This window comes from Nonomuraea sediminis (assembly GCF_018531495.1).
GTDB lineage: Bacteria > Actinomycetota > Actinomycetes > Streptosporangiales > Streptosporangiaceae > Nonomuraea > Nonomuraea sediminis.
The window spans coordinates 1-26,996 of sequence record NZ_JAHDTI010000022.1; the positions used below are offsets into that span (position 1 = coordinate 1).

The 26,996-nt window shown below is 70.6% G+C and carries 21 protein-coding genes and 1 pseudogene; 17 read left to right on the top strand and 5 right to left on the bottom strand.

All coding sequences use genetic code 11. The features are described 5' to 3' along the window. Positions 1 to 123: 123 nt before the first annotated feature. From nth to acs, 3 genes are all read right to left on the bottom strand, one after another. A complete protein-coding gene (nth, locus tag KIK09_RS52825; RefSeq protein ID WP_214327204.1) occupies positions 124 to 828 on the bottom strand; it encodes an endonuclease III in 705 nt (234 codons plus the stop codon). A 440-nt stretch (positions 829 to 1,268) separates the two neighbouring features. Continuing rightward, positions 1,269 to 1,508: a hypothetical protein gene (locus KIK09_RS52830; RefSeq protein ID WP_214327205.1), complete on the bottom strand. Its 240-nt coding sequence runs from the start codon at positions 1,506 to 1,508 to the stop codon at positions 1,269 to 1,271. A gap of 208 nt (positions 1,509 to 1,716) precedes the next feature. Beyond that, positions 1,717 to 3,687, bottom strand: a complete 1,971-nt coding sequence (acs, locus tag KIK09_RS52835) for an acetate--CoA ligase (protein ID WP_214327206.1) — start codon at positions 3,685 to 3,687, stop codon at positions 1,717 to 1,719. A gap of 404 nt (positions 3,688 to 4,091) precedes the next feature. Between acs and KIK09_RS52840 the strand changes: the two genes are divergently transcribed. From KIK09_RS52840 to KIK09_RS52890, 12 genes and pseudogenes are all read left to right on the top strand, one after another. Next, positions 4,092 to 4,817, top strand: coding sequence for a Fic family protein (locus KIK09_RS52840; protein ID WP_214327207.1), 726 nt, complete (start codon positions 4,092 to 4,094; stop codon positions 4,815 to 4,817). 608 nt (positions 4,818 to 5,425) lie between these two features. Beyond that, entirely contained in the window at positions 5,426 to 6,454 is a 1,029-nt protein-coding gene (gene ssd, locus KIK09_RS52845; protein WP_214327208.1) for a septum site-determining protein Ssd, read from the top strand. Further along, positions 6,451 to 7,584 (top strand): TadA family conjugal transfer-associated ATPase, encoded by a 1,134-nt coding sequence (locus KIK09_RS52850; RefSeq protein WP_214327209.1) that lies wholly within the window; start codon positions 6,451 to 6,453, stop codon positions 7,582 to 7,584. The genes ssd and KIK09_RS52850 overlap by 4 nt, the downstream gene beginning before the upstream one ends. Continuing rightward, complete coding sequence (locus KIK09_RS52855) at positions 7,578 to 8,279, top strand: type II secretion system F family protein (protein WP_214327210.1); 702 nt, start codon at positions 7,578 to 7,580, stop codon at positions 8,277 to 8,279. The genes KIK09_RS52850 and KIK09_RS52855 overlap by 7 nt, the downstream gene beginning before the upstream one ends. Positions 8,280 to 8,515: 236 nt before the next feature. Further along, positions 8,516 to 9,187 (top strand): type II secretion system F family protein, encoded by a 672-nt coding sequence (locus tag KIK09_RS52860; protein WP_308164826.1) that lies wholly within the window; start codon positions 8,516 to 8,518, stop codon positions 9,185 to 9,187. Between the two features lie 246 nt (positions 9,188 to 9,433). Beyond that, positions 9,434 to 9,694: a DUF4244 domain-containing protein gene (locus tag KIK09_RS60445; RefSeq protein WP_308164827.1), complete on the top strand. Its 261-nt coding sequence runs from the start codon at positions 9,434 to 9,436 to the stop codon at positions 9,692 to 9,694. Between the two features lie 754 nt (positions 9,695 to 10,448). Then, the gene (locus KIK09_RS52870) at positions 10,449 to 10,763 is read left to right on the top strand and encodes a TadE family type IV pilus minor pilin (RefSeq protein ID WP_214327323.1); all 315 of its coding nucleotides are present in this window, start codon (positions 10,449 to 10,451) and stop codon (positions 10,761 to 10,763) included. A gap of 229 nt (positions 10,764 to 10,992) precedes the next feature. Then, complete coding sequence (locus KIK09_RS60450; protein ID WP_308164839.1) at positions 10,993 to 11,457, top strand: Rv3654c family TadE-like protein; 465 nt, start codon at positions 10,993 to 10,995, stop codon at positions 11,455 to 11,457. Positions 11,458 to 12,074: 617 nt separating this feature from the next. Further along, the gene (locus tag KIK09_RS52880) at positions 12,075 to 12,650 is read left to right on the top strand and encodes an IS607 family transposase (RefSeq protein ID WP_214327212.1); all 576 of its coding nucleotides are present in this window, start codon (positions 12,075 to 12,077) and stop codon (positions 12,648 to 12,650) included. Beyond that, positions 12,647 to 12,730 (top strand): annotated as a pseudogene (locus KIK09_RS60455) (helix-turn-helix domain-containing protein); the annotation flags it as partial. The gene KIK09_RS52880 and the pseudogene KIK09_RS60455, both read left to right, overlap by 4 nt. Before the next feature lie 59 nt (positions 12,731 to 12,789). Then, the gene (gene tnpB / locus KIK09_RS52885; RefSeq protein WP_214327213.1) at positions 12,790 to 13,935 is read left to right on the top strand and encodes an IS607 family element RNA-guided endonuclease TnpB; all 1,146 of its coding nucleotides are present in this window, start codon (positions 12,790 to 12,792) and stop codon (positions 13,933 to 13,935) included. 309 nt (positions 13,936 to 14,244) lie between these two features. Then, positions 14,245 to 15,849 carry a hypothetical protein gene (locus KIK09_RS52890; RefSeq protein ID WP_214327214.1) on the top strand — a complete coding sequence of 535 codons (1,605 nt, stop codon included), beginning with the start codon at positions 14,245 to 14,247 and terminating at the stop codon, positions 15,847 to 15,849. 573 nt (positions 15,850 to 16,422) lie between these two features. On the opposite strand, the gene KIK09_RS52895 is transcribed toward KIK09_RS52890, so the two are convergent. Further along, on the bottom strand, positions 16,423 to 18,921 hold the full coding sequence (locus tag KIK09_RS52895) for a DEAD/DEAH box helicase (RefSeq protein WP_308164828.1): 2,499 nt from the start codon (positions 18,919 to 18,921) through the stop codon (positions 16,423 to 16,425). A 409-nt stretch (positions 18,922 to 19,330) separates the two neighbouring features. Here KIK09_RS52895 and KIK09_RS52900 point away from each other — a divergent pair, with 409 nt between their 5' ends. The 5 genes from KIK09_RS52900 to KIK09_RS52920 all read left to right on the top strand — a co-directional run bounded on the left by KIK09_RS52900 (position 19,331) and on the right by KIK09_RS52920 (position 25,780). Further along, entirely contained in the window at positions 19,331 to 19,681 is a 351-nt protein-coding gene (locus tag KIK09_RS52900; RefSeq protein WP_020542579.1) for an STAS domain-containing protein, read from the top strand. Between the two features lie 2 nt (positions 19,682 to 19,683). Then, entirely contained in the window at positions 19,684 to 20,106 is a 423-nt protein-coding gene (locus KIK09_RS52905) for an ATP-binding protein (RefSeq protein ID WP_214327215.1), read from the top strand. Between the two features lie 347 nt (positions 20,107 to 20,453). Beyond that, positions 20,454 to 22,769: a sodium-translocating pyrophosphatase gene (locus tag KIK09_RS52910; protein WP_250575265.1), complete on the top strand. Its 2,316-nt coding sequence runs from the start codon at positions 20,454 to 20,456 to the stop codon at positions 22,767 to 22,769. A gap of 515 nt (positions 22,770 to 23,284) precedes the next feature. Next, a complete protein-coding gene (locus KIK09_RS52915; RefSeq protein WP_308164829.1) occupies positions 23,285 to 23,752 on the top strand; it encodes a SixA phosphatase family protein in 468 nt (155 codons plus the stop codon). Positions 23,753 to 23,770: 18 nt separating this feature from the next. Then, positions 23,771 to 25,780: an FUSC family protein gene (locus tag KIK09_RS52920; RefSeq protein WP_214327216.1), complete on the top strand. Its 2,010-nt coding sequence runs from the start codon at positions 23,771 to 23,773 to the stop codon at positions 25,778 to 25,780. On the opposite strand, the gene serB is transcribed toward KIK09_RS52920, so the two are convergent. Further along, complete coding sequence (gene serB, locus KIK09_RS52925) at positions 25,770 to 26,987, bottom strand: phosphoserine phosphatase SerB (RefSeq protein ID WP_214327217.1); 1,218 nt, start codon at positions 26,985 to 26,987, stop codon at positions 25,770 to 25,772. The two genes, KIK09_RS52920 and serB, sit on opposite strands and share 11 nt — an antisense overlap. Between the last annotated feature and the right edge of the window lie 9 nt (positions 26,988 to 26,996).

Consider the following 26,996-nt stretch of genomic DNA (forward strand, 5'->3'; position numbering starts at 1 on the left):
GACTCCGGGATACCGGGGCCTGTGAAGCGTCAAGCATCCTGTCCCACAGTCTCGCCCGCGCCCGCGCTGCGAGCTGCTGCGTAAGCAGCACAGGAATCCTCCACATTCATGCGGAGGAGCACGTCAAGAGAACGGCCCTGACCTGACGAGCTTCCTGGCCTCGTCGGCGCCCGTGGGGCCGGTGCCGAACGACGGGCACAGCGCGGCCAGCGGGCAGACGCCGCAGGCGGGCTTGCGCGAGTGGCAGATGCGCCGCCCGTGCCAGATCACCCGGTGGGAGAAGACCGTCCACTCGCGCTTGGGGATCAGCTCGCCCACGATGTGCTCGATCTTGACGGGGTCGGTCTCGTCGGTCCAGCCGAAGCGCCTCACCAGGCGCTGGAAGTGGGTGTCGACGGTCAGGCCAGGGACGCCGAAGGCGTTGCCGAGCACCACGTTGGCGGTCTTGCGGCCCACGCCCGGCAGTTTGACCAGGTCCTTCAGCTTGTCGGGCACCACGCCGCCATGCTGGTCGCAGACGGCTTGGGCCATGCCGATGATGCTGTTGGTCTTGGCGCGGAAGAACCCGGTGGACTTGATGATCTCTTCCATCTCGGTCCTGTCGGCCGCGGCGTAGTCCTCGACCGTCGGATACTTCGCGAACAGGATGGGGGTCACCATGTTGACCCGCTTGTCGGTGCACTGGGCCGACAGGATGGTCGCGACCAGGAGCTCGAGCGGGCTGCCGAAGTCCAGCTCGCAGTGGGCGTCGGGGTAGGTGTCCGCCAGGATCCGATTCATCCGGCGTGCTCGCCGTACCAAACCCAGCCGTGTCTCGGGCTTCGCCATGTGGCCAGAGTAGAGCCTCCGGCGATCCGAGCGACCGTCCACTCGGCCGCGCCTGTCGCTCCTAGAATTCACAGCCATGTCGCCTGTATGGCCGATCGCGGGACGGGCGGCGGAGATCGGGCGCATCCGCGGCTGGGCGGCCACGGCCGTACGAGACGTGGCGGGCAGCGCACTGGTCGTCGACGACGCGCACCTGCTCGACGCGGCGTCCGCCGCGTTGCTGCCCCAGCCGGCCGAGGGCGGGACGCGGCTGCTCGTCACGGTCCGCACAGGCGAGCCGTGCCCCGACGCGGTCACCTCCCTCTGGCGGGAAGGCGGGGCGGAACGCATCGAGGTCGGCCCCCTCGACCGGGACGCGATCACGACCGTGCTGGAGTCGGCGCTCGAGGGCCCGGTGGCCGAGCCGGCTCCACCCGACCGAGCACACTCCGGGCCACGCGTCAGTGCCCGGGGTAGCCGGGGATCTGGCGACGCTGCGAGACGTTGGCCGCCCAGTGCGCCAAGTCGAAGCAGACGGCGAGGATGATCCAGAACCAGTCCCAGCCACGCAGGCCGAACCCCGGGGTGTAGAGGATCACGTAGATCAGGGTCGTGAACGGCAGGAAGATGATGCCGAGCACCGTGAAGAACCAGCTGGAGAAGGCGGCGTTGACCAACGCGGGTCGAGCGATCCAGATCATGACTACCGCGATGCGAGGAAAGAACCCGGCGAACGCTGCGAACAGGCAACCCATAACCGCTATGTGCCTGGATGTGCGGCTTCATAGCTCCATGGGACTGCAAAGTGTCCGGCGCGGGCAGCCCATCGGAGGCCCGGGGCGGCCTGGGTCTGCGCGCTGAGAAGCCCGCGTCCCTGTGGGGGACGCGGGCTTCGGGTGGCTCGCCGTACTAGTCCTCGGACTTGGCGGAGGGGAGCTTCTCCGAGATGAGGTTCATCACCGTGCTGTCGGCCAGCGTGGTGACGTCGCCGACGCTGCGGTTCTCCGCGACGTCGCGCAGCAGGCGGCGCATGATCTTGCCGGAGCGGGTCTTCGGCAGCTCGGGCACCACCAGGATCTGGCGCGGCTTGGCGATCGGGCCGAGCGTCTTGGCCACGTGGTTGCGCAGGTCGGTGGCGATGTCGTCGCTCTCCTCCGCTGTGCCGCGCAGGATCACGAAGCTGACGATCGCCTGGCCGGTGACCGGGTCGGTGGCGCCGACCACGGCCGCCTCGGCGACCTTGGGGTGGCTGACCAGGGCCGACTCGACCTCAGTGGTGGAGATGTTGTGGCCGGAGACGAGCATGACGTCGTCGACGCGGCCGAGCAGCCACAGGTCGCCGTCCTCGTCCTTCTTGGCGCCGTCGCCGGGGAAGTACATGCCGTCGAAGCGCGACCAGTAGGTGTCGATGTATCGCTGGTCGTCGCCCCAGATCGTGCGCAGCATCGACGGCCACGGCTCCTTGACCACCAGGAAGCCGCCGCCCCCGTTGGGGACGCTGTTGCCCTGGTCGTCCACGACGTCGGCGACGATGCCCGGCAGCGGCTTCATCGCGGCGCCCGGCTTGCCGGACGTCACGCCGGGCAGCGGGCTGATCATGATGGCGCCGGTCTCGGTCTGCCACCAGGTGTCGACCACCGGGCAGCGGTCGTGGCCGATGTGCTCGCGGTACCAGACGTAGGCCTCGGGGTTGATCGGCTCGCCGACGGAGCCCAGGATCCGCAGGCTGGACATGTCGTACTTCGCGGGGATGTCGTCGCCCCACTTCATGAACGTCCTGATGGCCGTGGGCGCGGTGTACAGGATCGTGATCTTGTACTTCTGCACGAGCTCCCAGAACCGGCCGCGGTGCGGGGTGTCGGGGGTGCCCTCGTAGATGACGCTGGTGGCGCCGTTGGCCAGCGGGCCGTAGACGATGTAGGAGTGGCCGGTCACCCAGCCGATGTCGGCCGTGCACCAGTAGATGTCGCTGTCGGGCTTGAGGTCGAAGACGGCGTGGTGCGTCCAGGCGGTCTGGGTCAGGTAGCCGCCGGTGGTGTGCAGGATGCCCTTCGGCTTACCCGTCGTGCCGCTGGTGTAGAGGATGTACAGCGGGTGCTCGGCGTCGTGCGGCTCGGCCACGTGCTGGTCGCTCTGGCGCTCGACGATGTCGTCCCAGAAGACGTCGCGCTCGTTGACGGCGATCTCCTGGTTCGTCCGCTTCACCACCAGGACGTGCTGGATGCTCGGGGTGTTGGCCACGGCCTCGTCCACCGTCGGCTTGAGCGCGCTCGGGTTGCCCCTGCGGTAGCCGCCGTCGGCCGTGATGACCAGCTTGGCGTCGGCGTCCTCGATGCGGCTCTGCAGCGCGCTGGCGGAGAACCCGCCGAAGACCACCGAGTGGATCGCGCCGATGCGGGCGCAGGCCAGCATCGAGATCGGCAGCTCGGGGATCATCGGCATGTAGATCGCGACCCTGTCGCCCTGGCCCACGCCCAGCTCGGTCAGCGCGTTGGCGGCCTTGTTGACCTCACACTGCAGGTCGGCATAGGTGAGGGTACGGCTGTCGCCGGGCTCGCCCTCCCAGAAGTAGGCGACCTTGTCGCCGTTTCCCGCCTCAACATGGTGGTCGACACAGTTGTAGGCGACGTTGAGCTGCCCGCCCACGAACCACTTGGAGAAGGGGGCGTTCCACTCCAGCGTGGTGTCCCATCTCTTGGCCCAGGTCAGCCGGTCGGCAGCGCGCTCCCAGAAGGCGAGCCGATCGGCGGCCGCCTCGTCGTACGCGGCGGCGGTCACGTTCGCGGCCGCTGCCAGGTTGGCCGGTGGTGCGAACCGGCGGTTCTCCTGCAGCAGGTTGGACAGCGCCTGGGTCTCGGTGCCAGGGGTCTCCGGGGCCACTTCGTGCTCCTTCTATGGCCAGATGGGATAGGTCGTGTCTCACTTCACCAGCTCACGGGCTCCGGACACAAGAGGTCTAGACAGGTCCGTACCTGAGGGCGATCTGACCGGTTCGCTTACCAGATGGCATGACAACTGCGATTAAACCGTTGTAATCCTGAAATCCGATAAAGATGGAACGGGCCAATTGGGGTCCATTATGGGCCCCCATTGATCTGCGGTACGGCGGGCGGGTCGTAAGCGCGCTCGGATGGGTTGTCGGCGGCGTGGCGGCGGGCAAGTGTCATCGACTCGCCGGAAGCGCCGGTCGCGGGTCCCCGGCCGGAGTGCGGCGGGCGGCCGGTGGGCGTGGCCTTGCCGTACCTCTTAGGAGAGAGGTCTGTACTGGCCGGTAGGGTCGAGCTGTGAGCGATCCCCTGGCCGTCATCGCGCGGTTGCCCGGCGTCGAGGACGCGGTGGACGAGGCGCGGCAGGCCGTCGACAGGCTGTACCGGCATCGTGTGCTGCGGCGCGCGAGCCCCGCCGTCTCGGCGGAGTCGTCGCTGCGCGGCGCGCGGGCGTCGGCGGCGATCGAGGGGGCCGACGTGGCGCTCGACGCGCTGCGGCGGGACGAGGTGCGCGATCCTGTGGTGCAGGGCGCGTTGCGGGCGTCCGCGGAGCTCGGGCGGCTGGGGTCCACGTGGCGGCGCGCGCCCAGGCAGGTGCTCGCGCGGTTGCACAGCGTGGCCGCGGCGGGCCTGGTGGACGAGTCGGAGCTCGGTCGGCCCACGTCGTCGCCCGAGCGGATGAACGGCCTGTTCGAGCTGCTCGAGGCGCCCACCAAGGCGCCGGCGCTGGTACTGGCGGCGATCGTGCACGCGGAGCTGGCCGTGGTGCGGCCGTTCGGGAGCGCCGACGGGGTCGTCGCGCGGGCCGCCGAGCGGCTGACGCTGGTGGAGTACGGGCTCGACCCGAAGTCGCTGGCCGTCGTGGAGGTCGGGCATCTGGAGCTGCCCTACGAGGAGGGGCTGGAGGCCTATCGCACGGGGACGCGCGAGGGCGTGGCGCGATGGGTACAGCAATGTGCCTCAGCGGTCACCCTGGGCGTGCGCGAGGCGACGGCCATCTGCGAGGCGCTCCAGCGGGGTTGAGGGCATAGCTGACGGCGCCTCGGAGAGAGACGCCGTCTGCCGGTGCGTCACACCGGGTTACCAAGCGTGCACCTGTATTCGTCGGATCGGGTCAAGCCCGTCTCGACGCGCCTCCCGCGGCTGGTCGCGCGTGGGTGCCCGGCTGACGCACCCGGACAAGTGGTCCGTGTCACCTTTCTACGACGGATTCGCCCTGATGGGAACCCCTGGCACCAAGACCTTTACCCGGGTGTGGACCGCCACCGCGCCCATCACGCTCCGTAACCGCCTTTATGTGATCGTTATGGGGCGGCGAAAAAACTTGGCGAAAATACGAGATTGCTCCTCGACGAAACTCGAGTCGATCGGGCAGCATACGGGGGTATCTCCCGAAACTGGAGCGACTGTGCACGGGATAGCTTTGCAAGTCCCTTGCCATGCTCTGGTCAAGTGTTGAAAGCTTTCTTCTGAAACGGGACCGGCTCTACCCCCCCGGAGCCGGACCGGTCAGGCGACCCCCGCTCTCCCCCCCGGCGGGGGTCGCCCCTTTTTTCCACAGGGTCCGCGGCTGTCCACAGAACGCCGCTCGGCTCACCGCAGCCGTGCCCGGCCGGCGCATCGTGTGGGCCATGAACCGTCCACTGGTCATCACCGAGGATCGCGAGCTGCTCGACGACCTGGTCCGCATCGCCGCGGCCGCGGGCACCACGCTCGACGTCTGCGACGCGCCCGCGCACGCCCGCCCGTTCTGGAACCTCGCGCCGCTGGTCGTGGTCGGCGGCGACCAGGCCGAGGCGGTGGCCGCGGCCGCGCCGCCCGCCCGCGACAGGGTGCTGGTGGTGACCCGCCAGGGCGCGGAGCCCGACGTCTGGCGCCGCTGCGTGGCGGTGGGCGCCCAGGGCGTGGTCGACCTCCCCGAGGGCGAGCGGCGGCTGGTGGAGGAGTTCGCCGACGCCATGGAGCCCGAGCCGCGTTCCGGCGAGGTGATCTGCGTGATCGGCGGGCGCGGCGGGGTGGGGGCCAGCGTGCTGTCGGCCTGCCTGGCGCTGCGCGCCTCCGCCGACGGGCTGCGCACGCTGCTGGTCGACGCCGATCCGCTCGGCGGCGGCATCGACGCGCTGCTCGGCAGGGAGGAGTCCACCGGCGCGCGCTGGGCCGACCTGGTCTCGCGCGAGGGCAGGGTCGGCTCGTCCGCGTTGCGCGCCGCCCTGCCGTCCTTCGGCGACCTGGCCGTGCTCTCCTTCCACCGCGGCGAGGTGCACGCCATTCCCGCCCAGGCCATGCGCTCGGTGCTCGAAGCCGGGCAGCGCGGCTTCGACCTGGTCGTGGCCGACCTGCCGCGCCATCTCGACCCGGCCGCGATCGAGGCGCTCGGCCGGGCCGACGACACCTACCTCGTGGTCACCGCCGACGTCCGCGGCGTGCTGGCCGCCGCCCAGGTGCTCGGCGAGGTCAGCCGCCACACGGCCGACGTGCGGGCCGTCATCAGGCCCGGCGTGCTCGACGAGGAGGCGGTGACCGGCTCGCTCGGCATCCCGCTCGCCGGTCACCTCCCCGACCAGCCCCGGCTCACGGCCACGCTCAACCGCGGCGAGCTGCCCCGGCTCGGCCCGCGTACCGTCCTGGGCGGCCTCTGCTCGTCCCTGCTGCGCTCATGATCTCTCCCGAGCTGGTCGAGGCGGTCCGGGTACGGCTGGCCAGGGCGGGCGTCGAGCCGAGCGCCGCCCAGGTCGCCGTGGCGCTGCGGGCCGAGCGTTCTGTGTACGGCGACGCCGAGATCCTGGCCGTGGCCAGGGCGCTGTGCGCCGACCTGATCGGCGCGGGGCCGCTCGAGCCGCTGCTGGCCGAGCCTGAGGTGACCGACGTCCTGGTGAACGGGCCGCGCGAGGTCTGGGTCGACGACGGGCACGGCCTGCGGCGGACCACTGTGACGTTTCCCGACGACGGCGCGGTCCGGCGGCTGGCCCAGCGTCTGGCGGCCGCGGCCGGGCGGCGGCTCGACGACGCCTCGCCGTACGTGGACGCCAGGCTCGCCGGCGGGGTCCGGCTGCACGCGGTGCTGCCGCCTGTGGCCTCGGGGGGCACGTGCGTGTCGCTCCGGCTGCCGCCGCGGCGCACGTTCTCGCTTCCTGACCTGGTGGACGGTCCTGCTCTCGAGGTGCTGTCCGCCGTGGTGTCGGCGCGGCTGGCGTTCCTGGTGACCGGGGGCACCGGCACGGGCAAGACGACCCTGCTGTCGGCCCTGCTCTCGCTGGCCGACCCGGGCGAGCGGATCCTGCTGGTGGAGGACTCGGCGGAGCTGCGTCCCGCGCATCCGCACGTGGTCCGGCTCGAGTCCCGCCCGGCCAACCTCGAGGGGGCGGGCGGGGTGGGGCTGCGCGACCTCGTACGGCAGGCGCTGCGGATGCGGCCCGATCGGGTGGTCGTGGGGGAGGTGCGTGGGTCGGAGGTCGTGGATCTCCTGGCCGCGTTGAACACCGGGCACGAGGGCGGGTGCGGGACTCTTCACGCCAATGCGGCGGGTGATGTGCCTGCCCGGTTGGAGGCTCTCGGGTGTGCGGCCGGGCTGAGCAGGGAGGCGGTGCACAGCCAGCTGGCCGCCGCGCTGGATGTGGTGATCCACCTGTCCCGTGCGGGCGGGCGTCGGAGGGTTTCGGAGGTTTGCCTGCTGGGGCGGGGGTCGGGTGGGTTCGTTGAGGCGGTTCCCGCGCTGGCGTTCGGGGTGGATGGGGGGATGCGGGTCGGCTCCGGGTATGCGGCCCTGCGGGAGCGGGTGGGGGGATGGTGATCGTCGCGCTGCTGGCCGGGGTGGCCGTCTGGGTGTGGACGGGGCCGGATGCGGCTGCTGTGCGGTTGGCGGGGCTGGTGCCGGGACGCCGGAAATTTCGGTTTACGTCCCTGGTGCGGCGGCCGAGTCGTTCCCGGCGGGCGGAGGTCTGGCGGCGGGCTTCGATCGAGCTGTGCCAGGCGTTGTCCGCCGAGCTGGCCGCCGGCCGTACTCCCGGGGAGGCGATGGCCAGGGCTGTGGGTGCGGTCGGTTTCCCCGACCCTGCGTCCCCGCGTCCGCTGCTGGCCGCGGCCCGCGACGGCGGCGACGTGTCCGCGGCCTTGCTCGCCCTCGCCCCCGGCGCTGGCGGTGAGGGCCTGCGCCGCCTGGCCGCCTGCTGGAACGTCAGCGTGACCGCGGGAGCCGGCCTGGCGGCCCTGGTGGAACGCGTGGCGACGACCCTGCGGCACGCCGAGTCCCACCGCCAGGACGTGGCCGCCCAACTGGCGGGCCCTCGTGCCACGGCCCGCATGCTCGCGGTACTTCCGGCGCTCGGGCTCCTCATGGGGGCGGGGCTGGGGATGCATCCGCTCGGGTTCCTCTTCGGCAGCCTTCCCGGGCTGGCCTGCCTGGTCGCCGGGACGGCCCTGGACGCCTGCGGCCTGTGGTGGACCCACCGCATGACCACCCAAGCCCTCCACGACGTCACCCCCTGACCGTGGTCGGCGGTGCGTTGCCGATCGCCTCCCGCGCACTGCCCGCCCGAACGCACCCCCATTCGTGACCTGACGTGAGGAGTCGTCCCGTCGTGATCCTGCTCGCCCTGCTCTGCGCCTGTGCCGCGACCTGGCTCTGGATCCCACCTCCGATCGCTGCGGGCCGCCTGACCCGCCTTCTCCCACCTGGCGCCACCCGGCCGGATCCCACGTCCTCCGGCCCACCCGGATCTCCGGTGGCTCCGCCGTACCCCGTCGGCCCGACGAAGGCCGCGCAGAGCGCTCGCACGTTCGCCTCGCTACGCAAGCCGGACCGCCGTACGGTCACCACGGCCACCCCCATCGCCGTCGCCTGCGGACTCCTGGTGGGCGGCATCCCCGGAATCGCGGCCGCCGGGGTCGCCTTCACCGTGACCACCCTGATCCTCAGCCACCGCGAATCCCCAGAATCCAAGCAGACCCGCGCCCGCCTGACCGCCGACCTCCCTTTCGCCGCCGACCTGATGGCCGCCTGCCTCCAAGCCGGCCACCCCATCCCCACAGCCACAGAAACAGTCGCTACCGCCATCAAAGGCCCACTCGGCGAACGCCTGTCCTGGATCAGCAGCCAACTCCGCCTGGGCGCCGATCCCGCCCCCACCTGGACCTACCTGACCACAGACCCACCCACGGCCCCCCTGGGCCGAACCATGAGCCGCTCCGCCCAAACCGGCGCCCCCGTAGCCGACGCCCTCACCCGCCTGGCCAACGAATCCCGAGAAGCCTCCCGCACGGCCGCCCTCGCAACGGCCCGCACCGTGGGCATCAAGGCCGTAGCCCCCCTCGGCCTCTGCTTCCTCCCAGCCTTCGTCCTCCTGGGCATCGTCCCGGTAGTAGCAGGCCTGGCCTCCACCATCACCCTCCCGTAACCCCTCGATCCCGGCATTCAGACCTTCAGGACCTCAGAGCCCTCAGTTTCCACAGGCCCCCTCGCTCCGATGCTGTTGCCCTTGATGCCGAGTGGTCGGTCGCGGGCGGGTTATCCACAGGCCAGGCCGGTCGAGGGTGGGTTGTCCACAGAGCGGCGTTCGACTCCGCGACGCCATGGCCACGTCGACGACCCTTGGACTCCCAAACGCCGGACGACCCGGCGCCCGAGCACCCGGGAGGCACCGATGCACGACCTGCTCACCCGCACACCCAGCCCGGAGCCCCGCCCATCGTCGATGGCCACGCGCCTGCGGCACTGGTGGAAGGCCCGCCTGATCATGTACACGACCACCAACCAGGAACGAGGCATGTCCACCGCCGAGTACGCCGTGGGCACCATCGCCGCCTGCGCCTTCGCGGCCCTGCTCTTCAAGGTGGTCAGCAGTCCAGAGGTCCACGACATGCTCGCCAAACTCATCGACCGAGCCCTCAAGACCGCCGGATGACCCACCCCTCCACCAAGTCGGCCCGCCGAGCCACCCCGGCCCGGCGGCCGACCCCCACTACACACCAAGCCCCACACTCCCAACCTCCGAGAAATCCCCTACCTCCACCGCAGACGACCGGTCTGCCTCCAACACCGAGAACCTCATGCCCTCCAGCCCTGAAGACCCCATGACCTCCAACACCGAGACCGAGGCACGCTCCGGCACGAGCGCCGGCGTTGCTTCCAGTACGGAGGTCCGCGTGGGTCTCTCCGGGAGGACTGGCGTAAGGGCCACGGCGATTGCTGGGGTGGCTTCCGGTACGGAGGTCCGCGTGGGTCTCTCCGGGAGGACTGGCGCAAGAGCCACGGCGAGCGCTGGGGTGGCTTCCAGTGCTGAGGTCCGTGTAAGTCTCTCCGGGACGATTGGGGTGGGCGCCACGGCGATTGCTTGGTGGCTTCCGGTGCTGCGGCTCCCATGGGTCCTCCCATCACGACAGCTAACGCAGGCGCCATGACGATTGCTGGGGTGGCTTCCAGTGCAGAGGTCCGCGTGGGGTCCACCACGACTAACGCAGGCTTCATCGCGAGCGCCGAGGCGGCCGTGAGGACGGGGGCCCGCCATGGGTGCTGACGCGGGAGCTGTGGCGAGCGCGAGGAAGGCATCCCACGCGGAGGGCGGAGCGAGTTCAGGCGGGGTGGCTGCGGCGGCTTTCTGTGTGTCGCTTGGAAGGGCTCAGAGGCGGCGTGGGCGGGCTTCACGGGGCTCGGTGACCATGGAGACGGCCGCGGTACTTCCGGCGCTCGTGGTGGTCCTGGCGGCCGCGCTGTGGGTGATCCAGGTTGTAGGGATACGCCTCGAATGCGTCGATGCAGCCCGTACGGCAGCGCGAGCAGCGGCCCGTGGCGAGGATCTGGACCAGGTCCGAGCCGCAGCCCAAGCCGCCACCCGCCCGAACGCCCAGATCTCCATAACCCGCGACCCAGAACACACCAAGATCGAGATCAAAATCGAGGTCTACCCCGCCTGGGGCCCCACACTCCCAGCCATCCAAGTCTCAGCCACCGCCACCACCGACACAGAGCCCTAACCCCAAGCCCCAGCACCGCCAACCCCCAGGCACCGACCACCCCCAGGTCGAGACCGTCCAAGGGTCAGACAGCCGAGATAGCCCATGCACGCCCGATAGAACCAGAGCCCCGGGAGGAAGTTTGCCCACCGCCACCAAAGACCGTGGGATCACTTCCGCCGGCAGGGACCGCGTGAGCGCCTCCACCGGCAGAGATCGTGGAACCGTCTCGACTGGCGGCGGCCGTTCGATGTGCGATGGTCGTGGAACCGCCTCGACGGGCAAGGACCGTGGGACCGGCTCCGCTTGCCCGGACTGTGGCATTGGCACCGGACGTGGGGCTGCCTCGGCGGATACAGAACGCGGGTCTGCGACGCTGTGGGGCGTGGCGGTTATGGCGCTGCTGATGGCGGTTGCCACGATCACTGCCACTGTGGGTGCTGTCCGGGTTGCTCGTCACAAGGTCAACGATGCTGCCGACCTGAGCGCCTTGGCCGCCGCTCGCCTTGCGCTGGCCGATCCCGAGGGCGCCTGTGCTCGAGCCGCCCACCTCGCCCGTCGGAACGGCGTGACTCTCGACCGGTGCACCATCACCGACGAGATAGCCGATGTGTGGACCTCGATCACGATCTCCATCCCCGCCCTGGGCCCGCGAACGGTAACAGGCCGAGCAAGAGCAGGCCCCGCCCAACCAGCCCCCGCCCTCCCGCCGTAACCAGGAGACCTCACGGTCCGATCTCCGGGTCGGCCGGAGATCGGACAATTCCCTTCGGTGCTCCTGGTGCTTCGGAGTCGCCTTCTGGCGGTCTGCACGTGACGACGCAATCTGCCGTAGGCGATCAGGTGCACGGGGCTGGATGAGTGTCTGCCGAGGGACTGTCCGATCTCCGGCCCTCCGGGCGCTCCGCTCCGGGAGGTTGCCGCAAATCGCGCGGTTCGCGGCTTGTGCAGTTCGCGGGTCGTTCAGTTCTGTCGGGTGGGCATGAGGTTAGATCCACCGTTTCGGATCACTCTCGTTGTCCGGCGATCAGGTGCGGCGGTCAGCGCGTGGGGCGCGGGCTCGCATCTGGCGGCGGCGCGGAGGTTCACGCATGAGGTGTGCGTCATGGGCGAGATGGCCGCTGGAGGAGCGGCGGTGTTGGGGCTACGTCGTGACAGTTTCGCGAAGGTTGCGAAGGGGCGGCAAGGCGGGTGAGGGGTTGCGAGCTGCGGATGCATGAGTCGGACGGTCGTGGTAGGCGGGGAAAGGTGTGATCGCTAATAAGGGTGAGGGTTCGTTGGAGTTCGAGAATATGTAAGCGAACGTGAGCGAACATGTGTTTGAGTTAGCCTGTGAAGCTTGCTGAATGGGCGCGGTCGCAGGGGATTCATCCGCAGACCGCATACCGGTGGTTCCGGGAGGGCAGAATGCCCGTCCCGGCTCATCGTCTGCCCACCGGCACGATCATCGTGGACAACCCGCCTGCCGCAGCATCGGGCGCGGCCACGCTGTACGCGCGGGTCTCCTCCCATGACCAGCGCGCCGACCTGGACCGGCAGATCGCCCGGCTGACCGCCTATGCCACCACCGCCGGTCTGCCGGTGGTGGCATCGGTGACCGAGGTCGGGTCCGGTCTGAACGGCCGCCTCCCCAAGCTGATGCGGCTGCTTGCCGACCCGGCCGCCGCTGTGATCGTGGTCGAGCACCGGGACCGGCTGGCCCGGTTCGGCGTCGAATACCTGGAAGCGGCGCTGGCCGCCCACGGTCGTCGCCTGGTCGTGGCCGACGCGGGCGAAACCACCGACGACCTGGTGCGCGACATGATCGAGGTGTTGACGTCGATGTGCGCCCGGCTGTATGGGCGCCGGGGGGCCCGCAACCGGGCGCTGCGCGCGGTCACCGCCGCCACATCCGGAGACGGCGCGTGAATGTCACCCAGGCCTACCGGTTCGCGCTCGACCCGACCCCGGCGCAGGAACGGGTCTTGCGTTCGCATGCGGGGGCCTCCCGGTTCGCCTACAACTGGGGCCTGGCCCGCTGCAACGACCGGTACGCCGCCGAGAAGAAGTGTGGTCGGCGGCCGAGCTGCACAAGCAGTGGAACGCCGCCAAGAAGCAAGATCTGGCGCTTGGCTGGTGGAGCGAGAACTCCAAGTGCGTCTACCAGGAAGCCTTCCGCGACCTGGACCGGGCGTTGCGCGACTACGTCAAGTCCACGAGGGGCCGGCGTAAGGGCAGAAAGCTCGGCTTCCCTCGGTTCAAGAAGCGGGGCAAGGCCAAGGACTCCTTCAGGTTCTCCACCGGGGCGATGCGCTGCGAGGGGCGCACTGTCACCCTGCCCCGGCTGGGCACGGTCGGCACGTTCGAGTCCACGCGCAAGCTGGCCCGCCGCCTCCAGGCCGGGACGGCCCGGATCTTGTCGGCCACGGTGACGCGGACGGCGCAGCGCTGGTTCGTCTCCTTCACCGTTGAGGTGGAGCGGACCGTCCCAGCCCGGCATGCCCGTCCGGGCAGCAAGGTCGGCGTGGACCTGGGCGTCAAGACGTTGCTGACCGGCGTCGATGACACCGGTGTGGTGGTCGAGGTTCCGGGTCCGAAACCGCTGGGGGCGGGCCTGCGGAAACTCCGCCGCCTCTCGCGCGCCCACTCCCGCACCGTCAAAGGCGGCCGGAACCGGGCCAGGGCCGCCGCGCGGCTGGCCCGCCACCACGCCCGTGTCGCGAACGTGCGCGCTGATGCGCTGCACCAGGCCACCACAGTGTTGGCCGCCCGGTATGAGACGGTCGTCGTCGAAGACCTGAACGTGACCGGCATGCTGGCCAACCAGCGGCTGGCCCGGCATGTGGCCGATCAGGGGTTCGGCACCACCCGCCGCCTGCTGACCTACAAGACCACCTGGAACGGCGGACGGTTGATGGTGGCCGACCGCTGGTACCCCTCCTCCAAGACGTGTTCGGCGTGCGGGTGGCGAAAGCCAAGCCTTACCCTCGCGATGCGGACCTTCACCTGCGACGCCTGCGGCCTGGTCCTGGATCGGGACGTCAACGCCGCCCGTAACCTGCTCGATCTCGCCGCCAGTGGGGCGGAGAGCGTAAACGCCTGTGTGAGCCCCGGTAAGACCCAGCGTGCTGGGCGCGGGGCGGTGATCCAGGAACCCGGCACCACGCCTGTGGGTCAGACCGGGACCGTCACCGGGCAACCGGTGGATGCCTGACCCGGGCTCACATTTGAGCACGTTTCAGGTAACGGAGAAGGGGCTAGGTCGCAATCGAATCACGACTTCTTAGACGCAGTGTCCAAGAGTTGGATATCTCACATAAGGTGCCGCTTACCCTCGGTCCATGCCGTCTGGGGCGGAATTCCGGAGATGCCGGTGCCGGCTCGCTAGGGTGCGGAGCCGGGGGTGGTCGTTGATCGTATCGGCCGGGGGACTGCACTTCCGGTCGCCGCGTGGGTGCCCCGAGCGGGTGGCCGGGCGGCGAGGCCTTCGATGGAGGGAAGCGTCGTGACGGTGGTTGGCAGGATGACGGCTGCGACGGTGGTCGTGGCAGGGGCCATCGTGCTCGGTGGCACCGCTCACGCTGCCGTGTCGGCGCGGCAGGCCGCGCCCGGCCAGCTCGCGGTGCGCGAGGCCGAATCTGGACAGATCACCTCGCCGTCGGACGGTCAGGTGATCACGAGCGGCTCCGTGCCGATCTCCGCGCATACCGGGATGATGCAGCTCAGCATGGGCCTGTACGTCGAGGGTCCGTCCACGCCCAAGCAGAAGATCGCAAGCGGCGGCGCGAACCAGACGTTGTCGGGCACGTTCGACGCGGGCAGCGCGCCGAACGGCACCTTCACCGTGACCCTCAAGGGTGAGATCTCCGGATCGACCTACTCCACGAGCACGTTCAAGCTCAAGCGGCCCGCCACCACACCGAGTGGCGTGAACGCCGAGCTGCAGGGCAAGGACAAGATCGTCGTCACCTGGAGCAAGGGTTCGGAGCCCGACCTCCAGTCCTACGAGGTATCCACCACGCAGTCCGGCATCGTGGGCCGCCTCGGCGCCGACAGCGCGTGCTCCGGCGCCACGTGCAAGGCGACGCTCGCCGTACCGGCCAAGGCCGAAGGGCAGAAGGTCGGATTCACGGTCAAGGCGTACCGGGGTGACGGGGACGGAGGGTCGATCGCCTCGGGCAGCTCGAGCCCGGCGTACGTGACGATCCCGGCACCGGCGGCGGTGCAGCCGAAGAAGACCAAGAGTCCCACGAACCAGCAGCAGTCTCCTAAGACGACCACGCAGAACCTGCCGACCCTCCCCAACGGCAACAAGAAGGCCACGGTGCCGACGGGCATCCCGACGCACCGGGCGGTTCCCAAGAACTCCGACAAGCTGCCGGCCATGCCCAACACCGACCCGAAGGGCAACTTCCCGCTGCCGACCGCGACGGAGGGCACCAACGACGGCCTGACACCGGACTCGAGCAAGACCGGGACGACCCCGGCCGACTCGCAGGTCAAGGCGCAGTCGTCGGAGTCGCCGATGGGCAACATCGGGCAGTACGGGCTCTATGTCGCCGGTGGACTGATCCTCCTGCTGCTTGCCGCGCACGGCGGAGCCTGGGCGCGCCGCCGGGCCCTGGCCGGGAGCGGCGGTGGGTCCGCTGCCGCGCCGTCGGTGGCCGTGCCGCCCGCTGGCGACGGGCCGAAATTCGCCGAGAGCGTCCCGCCCACCACGACCGCGCCGCGCCGTCCCGCCGTCGTCCTGGCGGTCGCCAAGACCCGGACCACCGGCACCGGGCCGAGCGACGCCCAGGAAGCGCAGGCGAAGGACGAGGCGCGGACGAAGGTGCCCGAGCAGGCGCGTGTGGAGCCCGCCGCGCTCCCGCGCTACCTGAGCTCCGTCGACGTCCCCGAGGGGCGTCCTGAGCCCGTCCGGATCGCCCTGCCGAGCTCGGCGGTGACCGTGATGCCAGAAGGGTCCGTGACGCCGCCCGCCGTACGGATCGAGGACCGCTGGGACGACTACCTGCCGTCGACGCCGCGCGCGATGGAGGACAGCGGCTTCTGGGAGCGCCCCGCCCCCGGCGACTTCTGGGCCGCCGACGACGACCCCGCCTACGCCCGCCGCTCCGAGGAAAGCTAACCGCCCGCAGCGAGCATCTCACCCGGTGCCGGGTTTCCATGCGGTGCGGCTCGCGCGATGCGGGCTTCTGCGCGATGTGGGTTTCTACGCGGTGCGCGTTCCCATGCGAGGTGGGCTCGGGTGTGGTGCGGGCTTTCGTGAGGTGGTGGCTCGCGCGTGGTGCGAGGCTTCCACATGGTGCGAGTTTCGTGCGGGGTGGGCTCGTGTGTGGGCGGGCGTCCACCTAGTGCGGGGCTTTCGTGAGGTGCGGGCTCTTGTGGGGGCTGGGGTCGGGTGGTGTGGGGGTTGGGTGGCTTGAGGTGATCTTGTACGGCGAGCCGTTCTACCGCCAGTCGCCGACCAGGGTCGGGCATGTCCAGGGGGACGCTTGCTGACCCGTGCGTGGTCGGGCGCCGTGACGACGCCTCCTGGGCGGGGTTCTGCGGGTGTCTTGCGGGCTCCTGGTGCGGTTGGGGCGTGACGGGCGGGCGGGTGGCCTGCCGTACCAGGTTTGGCGGGTGGCCTGCCGTACCAGGTTGGGGGCGCCGTGGTGTGTGGAATGGGGCGGGCGGCTGCCGCTGCGATGGGGGGCCGTTAGTGGGGGGTTAAGAGGGTGGCGAGGAGGTGGAGGGCGCCTTGTTTGTCCAGGGGGTCGTTGCCGTTTCCGCATTTGGGGGACTGGATGCAGGAGGGGCAGCCGCGGTCGCACTCGCAGGAGGCGATGGCTTCGCGGGTGGCCGTGAGCCAGTCCGTCGCCCGGGCGTAGCCGCGTTCGGCGAAGCCGGCGCCGCCTTCGTGGCCGTCGTACACGAAGACGGTGAGCAGGCCCGTGTCCGCGTGCAGTTCGGTCGAGACGCCGCCGATGTCCCAGCGGTCGCACGTGGCGAACAGCGGTAGCAGGCCGATCGAGGCGTGCTCTGCCGCGTGGGCGGCGCCGCCGAGGTCGAGGCCCCGGTCGGCGAGCGCCGCCACCTCGTCGGCGGGCAGGGTCCACCAGACCGCGCGGGTGCGTAGCGTGCGCGGCGGGAGGTCGAGCGGCTCGTCGCCGAGCACCTCGCCGGACTGGAGGCGGCGCATGAGGTACGAGACGACCTGCCGTGTCACCTCGACCTCGCCGAAGTGCAGGCTGCCGGAGCCGAGCGGGCGCGAGCGCAGCGAGGCGAGCACCGAGATCTCCGTGACGTCCCTGGCGAAGGTGGAGTAGTCGGGCTCCGCGGCCGCCACCAGCGCGACGCCCTCCTCCAGGTCGAGCTGTTCGACCAGGAACGTCTCGCCCTGGTGCAGGTAGACGGCGCCGGTGTGCACCGTGGTGTGCGCGGACGGCTCGTCGACGCTGCCCAGCAGACGTCCGGTGGAGGACTCGACGACCTGGATGGGCGCGCCGCCTCCGCCTCGGATATCGGCCAGGTCGGTAGCCCGCTCTCGCCGTGTCCAAAACCAGCCGGCGGGGCGCTTGCGCAGCAGGCCGCCGGTGACCAGGCCGTCCAGGACCTCGCCGGTCGTGTCGCCGAAGATCGTCAGGTCGTCGTCGGTCAGGGGGATCTCGGCGGCGGCCGCGCACAGGTGCGGGCCCAGGACGTACGGGTTGGTGGGGTCGAGCACGATGGCTTCCACCGGCTGTCCGAAAAGGGCCTGCGGGTGGTGGACCAGATACGTGTCCAGGGGGTCGTCCCGGGCGATCAGTACGGCGAGCGCGTCCTGGCCGTCGCGGCCCGCGCGGCCCGCCTGCTGCCAGAGTGATGCCCGGGTGCCCGGCCAGCCCGCTATGAGCACCGCGTCCAGGCCTGAGACGTCTACGCCGAGTTCGAGGGCGTTCGTGGTGGCCAGGCCCATGAGGGTGCCCGCCCGCAGGGCCTTCTCCAGCAGCCTGCGGTCCTCGGCCAGGTAGCCGGCGCGGTAGGCGGCGACCTTGTTGGGCAACTCGACCCACTCGGGCTCGATGTACGGCGCGGCCTCTCCGGGGGCGCTCTCCGTGGGGGTACCCGGGGTGTCGCTGGTTTCCGTGGCTTCCGTGGCGGGGCGGAGCGAGGGGTTGGGCGCCGTGTGGGTTGCGCTGGGTTCCGTCGTTGGGGTGCTCGCCGTACCGGCGCCAGGGGTGCGGGTGGCATGCGAGGCGCCAGAGGTGGGGCCGGTGGGGCTCGGGAGGTTGGAGGCGTCCTCTGTGGGGGTTTCCGGTGGGTTGGCGTCGGGGGTGTCCGAGGCTTCGGTGAGGGGGGTCGCCGGGCTGGCGGGTGTTGGGGTGGCGGTGGGGGGCGCTGGGTGGGGTTGTGGGGTGGGGGTGGGTGTGAGGGGCGGGAGGGGGGCTGTGGGGGGCGTGGTGGGGGTTGTGGGGGTGTTGGAGGGGGGTGTGGAGAGGGCTAGGGCTGTGTCGGCGAGTTTGGCTCGGGCTGAGAGGGCTACCGTTTCGGCGCCTCGGCGGGAGCGGACGAAGGCGAGGGTGCGGACGTCGGCGAGGACGAGGTCCGCCAGGAGGTCGGCCGCCTCGGCGGTGGCCGTGCGGCGGACGGGGGCGCCGCCTTCGCCGCGCAGGTCCGTCAGGGGCGGCTCCCACAGGGCGATGGTGGTCGAACCCCTGGGCGAGGCGTCCTCGGTCACCTCCGCCATGTCCAGCCCCGTCAGGCGTTGCCCGAAGAGCCCGGGCTCCGACGCCGTGGCGGAGGCGAGGAAGAACACGGGACGCGTGCCGTACCGGGCGCAGACGCGGCGCAGCCGCCGCAGGATCTGGGCGACGTGCGAGCCGAAGACCCCGCGGTAACCGTGGCACTCGTCCACGACGACCAGCCGCAGCCGCCGGAAGAACGACGACCACTGGGCGTGCCGGGGCAGCACACTCCGATGGAGCATGTCCGGATTTGTCAGGACGTAGTTGGCGTGCTGGCGGACCCATGTCCGCTCCTCGAAGGGCGTGTCCCCGTCGAAGCAGGCGGCCCGCAGCTGCGTGATCCGGAGCTCCCGCACCGACCGGAGCTGGTCGGCCGCCAGCGCCTTGGTGGGCGTCAGGTACAGCACCGTGCCGCCGTCGAGGCACGCGGCAACCGCCGGGGCGAGGTACGCCAGAGACTTCCCGGATGCCGTACCTGTGGAAATGATCACGTTTCGGCCACGATGGGCGAGGTCAGCCGCTTCGTATTGGTGTGGCCACAGACCCGAGATGCCTCGGTTCGCCGAACGCGTAACGAGCAGTTCAGGGGCCCATTTGGGCCATCCCACTTGACCCGCCTGACGTGCTGGAACATGCTCCACATGAGTGACGCGCTCATGACGTGCGGGAACGCCGAGCAGGTGACGGAGGAGTGGACCTGGCCGGTGTGGGGAGGAAGCGGAAGAAGTCACTGTTTCCAGTCTGGCATCCATGGGCAAAGTCGCCGGGAATCGTGATTTCGTATAGACACAAGCCAGACGCATGGTTGAATGCCGCGCGTCAGGGTCCGACGGTCGGGAGCCCCGCTCCAGACTGCCAGGCCCGCAAGGGTACTTTCGCAGGCGAGGCGCTGGAGGATCTGTGGATCTGAAGCTGGATCACCACAACGAGGACCGACTCACCATCGTGGAGGTCGAGGGTGAGATCGATGTCTACACCGCGCCGAGATTGCGTGAGCTGCTGATCGACCTGGTGAACAAGGGCAACTTCCACCTGCTGGTGAACATGGAGAAGGTCGACTTCCTCGACTCCACCGGCCTGGGTGTGCTGGTCGGCGGCCTCAAGCGGGTGCGCGCCCACGACGGCTCGCTGGAGCTGGTCTGCACGCAGGAGCGCATCCTGAAGATCTTCCGGATCACCGGTCTGACCAAGGTCTTCGGGATCTACGCTTCGGTCGACGAGGCCAAGGAAGCTCACGGCAAAGACAAGTAGTGATGGCTACCGTCGAGCTGACGTTCAGCGCTCTCCCCGCGCACGTGCGGACCGCCCGGCTGGTGGCCACGGCGATCGCCCGCCGTACGGGGGTTGAGGAGTCATTGCTGGACGAGGTCAGGCTCGCCGTGGGTGAGGCGTGTTCCCGGGCGGTGGAGGCGCACCGCGCCCACTGCCCGGGCGAGCCGATCCGGATCGAGCTGCGCGATGACGCGGGCCGGTTCGAGGTCATCGTCAGCGACCAGGCTCCTAGCGACGAGACCCACCACGAGCAGCCCGTCGATCTCGCCCTGCTCTCCGAGTCCTTCACGTCCGGCTTCGGCATCGCGGTTATCGCCGGTCTCGCCGACGACGTGGAGGTTTTCCCCAGCCCCAAGGGCATGCGCATCCGCATGAGCTGGCCGGCCGCGCCCGCCCCGGTCTGAGCCTTCGGGCCCATGGCAAGCCGGCGGCTGCTCATATGCCTGCCGACCTCGGTTTACGGTCGACACCTAACTAGGTGTTGTCACGACCGTAAACCGAGGGAAATTACGGTTGTCAGGGTGCGATTCCACCCATAGCCAGGGCTTAACCGAACGTTCCTCCAAAAGGCCTGCTCCAGAGCCTTCATATCCACGCATGCCCTGCGTAGACTCCCGGCACCGGCCAAGGTGATCCGGCATAACTGCGGACTCAACTGGAAGCGGCACCCACAGCCCGGTTGGTGCCGCACCGCCCGCCGACATTCGCAGCACCACCGGGCAGGACGTACCAGTCTTGCCGAGGAGAACGGATGTTTAGGCACTTGCTGGCGATGACGCCGGCGCCCAATCTGGCTCTGAGTGGAAACAATCTCACCATCGTGATCGTGGTCGCCGCGGTCGCCCTCATCGCCCTCGCCGTTGCCGGCGGCCTGGTGCGCGAGGTGCTGGCCGCCGACCAAGGCACCGAGCGCATGCAGAACATCGCCCGGGCCGTCCAGGAAGGAGCCTCCGCGTATCTGGCGCGGCAGTTCCGCACACTGGCGATCTTCGTCGTCCTGATCCCCTTCCTCTTGCTCCTGCTACCGGGCGAGACCGATATCCGCATCGGCCGCTCGATCTTCTTCGTGGTGGGCGCGGTGTTCTCCGCGCTGACCGGGTTCACGGGTATGTGGCTGGCGGTGCGGGGCAACGTCCGCGTCGCCGCCGCGGCCCGCGAGTCCGGCGAGAAGCGGGCGATGCGGATCGCCTTCCGTACGGGCGGCGTGGCCGGCATGTTCACCGTGGGCCTCGGCCTGCTGGGCGCCGCGGTCGTCGTCCTGATCTACCGTGGCAACGCCCCGAGCGTGCTCGAGGGCTTCGGCTTCGGCGCGGCGCTGCTCGCGATGTTCATGCGAGTCGGCGGCGGCATCTTCACCAAGGCCGCCGACGTCGGCGCCGACCTGGTCGGCAAGGTTGAGCAGGGCATCCCTGAGGACGACCCGCGCAACGCGGCGACCATCGCCGACAACGTGGGCGACAACGTCGGCGACTGCGCGGGCATGGCCGCCGACCTGTTCGAGTCGTACGCCGTCATGCTGGTCGCCAGCCTCATCCTGGGCAAGGTGGCCTTCGGCGAGCAGGGTCTGATCTTCCCGCTGATCGTCCCGATGATCGGTGTGCTCACCGCGATCATCGGGATCTTCGTCACCCGCCTGCGCGACAAGGACCGCAATGGGATGGCGGCCATCAACCGCAGCTTCTTCATCTCGGCCGCGATCTCCGCGGTGCTGGTGGCGGGTGCCGCGTTCTGGTACCTGCCCGACAGCTTCGGCGGCCTGACCGGGTCCACCGTGCAGTCGACCGCCAGCCCCCGCCTGATCGCGATCGGCGCGGTGCTCATCGGCCTGGTCCTGGCCAGCGCCATCCAGCTGCTCACCGGCTACTTCACCGAGACCAACCGGCGCCCGGTGAAGGAGATCGCCGAGAGCTCGGTCACCGGCGCCGCGACGGTCATCCTGTCCGGCATCAGCGTCGGCCTGGAGTCGGCGGTCTACTCGGCGCTCATCATCGGCGGCGCGGTCTACGGCGCGTTCCTGCTCGGCTTCGGGAACGTGACGATCGCGCTGTTCGCGGTCGCGCTGGCGGGCACCGGCCTGCTGACCACGGTCGGCGTCATCGTGTCCATGGACACCTTCGGCCCGGTCTCCGACAACGCGCAGGGCATCGCCGAGATGTCGGGCGACGTCGAGGGCGAGGGCGCCCGGGTGCTCACCAGCCTGGACGCGGTCGGCAACACCACCAAGGCCATCACCAAGGGCATCGCGATCGCCACGGCCGTGCTGGCGGCGACCGCGCTGTTCGGCGCCTTCCGCACCGCGGTCGAGGGCGAGCTGGCGGCAGCCGCCACGGGGGTCAAGGACGCGCTCGGCTCGTTCGCGACCTTCAGCCTCAGCATCGACCAGCCCAACGTGCTCGTCGGACTGATCATCGGCGCCGCGGTGGTGTTCCTGTTCTCCGGCCTGGCGATCATGGCCGTGGGGCGCGCCGCGATGCGGGTGGTGTTCGAGGTCCGCGACCAGTTCCGCAACAAGCCCGGCATCATGGACGGCACGGAGACGCCCGAGTACGGCCGCGTCGTCGACATCTGCACCCGCGACTCGCTCCGCGAGCTGGCCACGCCCGGTCTGCTCGCGGTCATGACGCCGATCGCGGTCGGCTTCGCCCTCGGCTACCCCTCGCTCGGCGCGTTCCTCGCGGGCGCGATCGCGTGCGGCACGCTGATGGCGGTCTTCCTGGCCAACTCCGGCGGCGCCTGGGACAACGCCAAGAAGCTCGTCGAGGACGGCCACTTCGGCGGCAAGGGCTCCGAGGCCCACGCCGCCACGGTCATCGGCGACACGGTCGGCGACCCGTTCAAGGACACCGCCGGCCCGGCCATCAACCCGCTGATCAAGGTGATGAACCTGGTCGCCCTGCTGGTGGCCCCCGCCGTCGTCCTGTACGCCGGCAACCCGACGGTCCGCATCGCCGTCACCGTCGTCGCGGTGGCGGTCGTCGTGGGCGCCATCGTCATCTCCAAGCGCCGCTCGGCCGCGGTCGAGCCCGCCAACGACAACAACCGCGAGCACGCTCCGGTCGCGTCGTAACCATCCCGGAAACGCCCGCCCTCGCCTCGCGCCAGGGCGGGCGTTTTCTTTCCCGGGGGAGTTTCTGCCTACAGCGAGAGCCTCGGCACGTTGCGGCGGGTTCGGCCTGTACGGCGAGCCGCCCCAACCGGCCGCCCGCCGCACTTCGGCTCAGGGCCCGCGCCCGGCGCTTCCGGCGAGTCGGGGATCCTTCCCCGCCGTCACGGCGCTCCGTCATCGTGGCGCGAGGGGTCCCGCCTCGCCGCCGGACAGGGCGCCGGAGTGGTGGGATGGCGTCGGGGCGGCGGGACGTGGGGCGGTGGCGGCGGCATGCCGTACAAGAGCGCTCATCAAGCGGGCGCGCCGCGCAAGAGCATGCACCTTCGTAGGGGGCGGGTGGCGATGGGAGACTGGGCGGATGGAAGACAGGCCGCCGTCCGGCGGCAAGACGCTGGCGCTCATCCTCCTGGCGATGCTGGTGATCCTGGCTGCGATCGTCGCGCTCGCCATCTGGGCGTCGAAGGGTGGGTGACGGCGTGCGCAGGCTCATCGTGTTCCGGCATGCGAAGGCCGTGCATGTGCCGGGGATGGACGACCGGGAGCGTCCGCTGACCGAGCGGGGCGAGTCGGACGCCAGGCGGGCGGGGGACGAGATCCGCGGCCTGGGGCTGCAGCCCGACCTGGTGCTGTGTTCGCCGTCGGTGCGCACCAGGCAGACGGCCGAGCTGGCCTTCCCCGGAGGGCCGATCAGTTTCGAGACCGAGATCTACCAGGCCTACGCCGAGGACCTGCTCGAGCTGGTCAGGGGGACCGATCCCGGGCTCGACACGGTGGTGCTGTGCGGCCACAATCCGGCCGTCCACGAGCTGGCGATCGGGCTGGGGGGCGGCGAGTACCCGTTCAGACCGGGCGCATTTGCGGTGATCGAGGTTGATTCGGCGTGGGTAGATCTCTGGCCAGGGGAGGGACGCCTGGCGACGCGCTGGGATCCCAAGGGGGTCTAGACACATCGGGAGAAGCCCATGCGGGGGGCCGCGCTCGCGCTGCGACGTGGCTTCTCGCTGCCCGCGCGCCCGCCGTGGGGCTACGGCCTGCTGTGCGCGGTGGCGATCGCGTCGCCGCTCCTGCTGGGGGCGCTGACCCGGCAGCCGCTCATGGGCGTCTTCGTGGCCCTGGGCGCCTATTTCACCGCTTTCGGCGACCTGTACGGCAAGCCTTACGGGACCCGGGCACGGGCGCTCGTGGTGAAGCTGGTGCTGATCGCGGCGGGCTGCTGGCTGGGGCTGCTGGTGGCGCCCTGGCCGTGGGTGGGCGTCGCCGTGGTGGGCCTGGTGGCTGCGGCCGGGGGACAGTGGCGGCTGGTCGGGATGCCGCCGGTGCTCGCCACGGTCGTCGGGTTCTACGCGGGCCTGCCCGCCAGTCCTGGGCCGCCGCTGCAGATGGCGCTCGGCGGGCTGGTGTTCTGCCTGCTGGCGCTGGCGCTGTGGCCCTTCCGCAGGCTCGATCCGCTCAAGGACGCGCTCAACGAGGCCGTCGAGGCGGTCGGGGGCATGCTGGAGGGCCTGGCGCTGCCCGAGGATGAGTGGGTCGAGCGTCGCGAGCACGGTTCGAAGGCGCTGGACGCCGCCGAGACCGCCTCGGCCGCCTTCCACAGCACTGATGACAGGACGCGCTCTGCCGACGCCTTCGTGCAGACCCTGGTGCGGATCTTCCACGAGAGTGTCGCGCTGCGCGTGCTGCGGGCCGAGGCGGTCCAGGACCAGGCCGAGATCGACAAGGTGGTGTCCGCCCTGTCGGCGGCGCTGCGCGACCCGACCAGGGTCCGCGCGGCCCTGACGCAGACGGCGGCCTTCGCCGAGTGGATCTCGGGGCTGCGGGCCCGGCAGCGTGCCGATCCCGCCTCGCTGCGCAGGATCGCCGTTCTCGGGCAGGTACGGCGGTGCCTGGACCGGATCGCGGTGGCCGTGCGCACGGTCGGGCTGCTGGCCACCGACGGGGTCAGGGCGCCCGCCCGGCTGCCGCGCTTCTCGTGGAAGCTGGGCGCAGAGGAGCCCGAGCACGCCGGCAGGCTGGGCATCGCCGCGGCGGTCGCGATGGCGCTGATGGTGGGGTTCCACGAGCACTACGGCAAGTGGTTCGTGTTCACCGTGATGCTGGCCCTGCGCTCCACCTACGGCGACACGGTCGACCGGGTGGTGCTGCGGGTGGCGGGCACCATGGTGGGCGCCTCGGTGGCGGCGGTGATCCTGGCCGTGGTGCCGGGGCCGTACACGATCGTGGGGACCGTGCTGGTCTTCGCCACGCTCGGGTTCGCGCTGCGGCAGGTCAGCTACGCCTACTGGTCGGTGTTCGCGACGCCGCTGGCGATGCTGCTGGCCGACTTCGGAACCCGGCTGGACTGGAAGGCCGCCGCGGTGCGGCTGGCGCTCACGGTGGCGGGCGGTGCGCTGGCGCTGGTGGCCGCGCGGGTGCTGTGGCCCCGAGGCGAGAAGAGCAAGATCCACGGGCTCATCGTGGACCTGCTGCGCGAGCACGGCGTGCTGGTGCGGGCGCTGGCCGAGCGGGAGCTCGACCGGGTCCCCGAGCTGACCGAGACGGCGGGGCAGGCGGCCGACCGGCTGTCGGAGTCGCTCGACCGGCTGGAGAAGGAGCCCGGCGGCAGCGCTCCGCCGGACCTGCGCGAGGCGGTCACGCTCGCCCGGCAGGTGCGGGACGACGCCATCCTGGTCTCGGCCGTGCTGCGCGGGTCGGAGATCGGGCTCGACGCCACGGCGGCGGTGCTCGACGCGGTGGCGGACCGGCTGGCCACGGTGGCCCAGGCCGTACGGGACGACAAGGAGCCGCCCGAGGCCGACGAGCTCGAGGCGGGGCTGTCGGAGCTGGCCGGTGAGGTGACCTCGCTGATGGAGGTGGCGGCGGCGGGCGAGCCGAGCGCGGTGCGCAGGCAACTGCGGCACGCGGTCACGGTCCGCCCGGCGCTGAAGTCGCTGAGCAAGGACGCCCTGGCCCTGGCCCAGGCGGTCACCCGGTGAGGACGCCGTCCTCGGCGTCGGCCGCCTCGACCTCGTCGCGGGAGATGCCGAGCAGGTAGAGGATCGAGTCCAGGTAGGGCGTGTTGACGGCGGTGTCGGCGGCCTGCCGTACGACGGGCTTGGCGTTGAAGGCGATGCCGAGCCCGGCCGCCGCGATCATGTCCAGGTCGTTGGCGCCGTCGCCGATCGCCACGGTCTGGCTGATCGGCACCCGGGCCTCCTGGGCGAAGCGTTCGAGGGCGCGGGCCTTGCCCGGCCGGTCGACGATCTCGCCGAGCACCTTGCCGGTGAGCTTGCCGTCGACGACCTCGAGCAGGTTCGCCGCCGAGTAGTCGATGCCCAGCTCCTCGACCAGGGCGTCGGTGATCTGGGTGAAGCCGCCGCTGACGATGGCGAAGTGGTAGTCGAGCCGCTTGAGCGTGCGCACCAGCGTGCGGGCGCCAGGGGTGAGCACGACCTCCTGGCGCACCTGCTCGAACACCTCGGCGGGCAGGCCCTTCAGCAGCGCCACCCGGCGGCGCAGCGACTCGGCGAAGTCCAGCTCGCCGCGCATGGCCTCCTCGGTGACCCTGGCGACCTCCTCCAGGCATCCCGCGTGCGCCGCGAGCAGCTCGATGACCTCACCCTGGATCAGCGTGGAGTCGACGTCCATCACGACCAGCCGCTTGGCCCTGCGCGACAGGCCCGTGCGCTGGACGGCCACGTCGACCTGGTGGGCGGCGGCCTCGGCCACCAGCTCGGTGCGCAGCGCGGTCGGGTCGGCGCCGGAGACCGACATCTCGATGCAGGTCACCGGCCACTGCGCCAGGCGCTCGATGCGGTCGATGTTGGCGCCGGCGGCGGCGATCCGCCCGGCGATCCCCGCGACCGAGGCGGGCGACAGCGTGCTGCCGAGCACGCTGACCGACAGGCGGCCGCGGCGGCGCTGCTCCTTGGTCTGCGACCCGGTCGACAGCTCCACCTCCATCCCGAGGTCTTCCGCGACCCGCTCGACCGCGGTCCACATGGCGCCGAGCGTGCTGCCCGTGCCGGTGGACGGGCCGCCCGCGTAGGCCACGAGCACGCCCAGGGTCAGCCTGCCCCGGATGACGACCTGCTCGATGTCGGCCACGTTGACCGGGAACCCGGACAGGACGGAGAACAGGCGCGAGGTGACACCGGGTCGATCGGGGCCGGTGAGCGTGATCAGGAGCGTGCGCTGGTCCACATCAGGTCA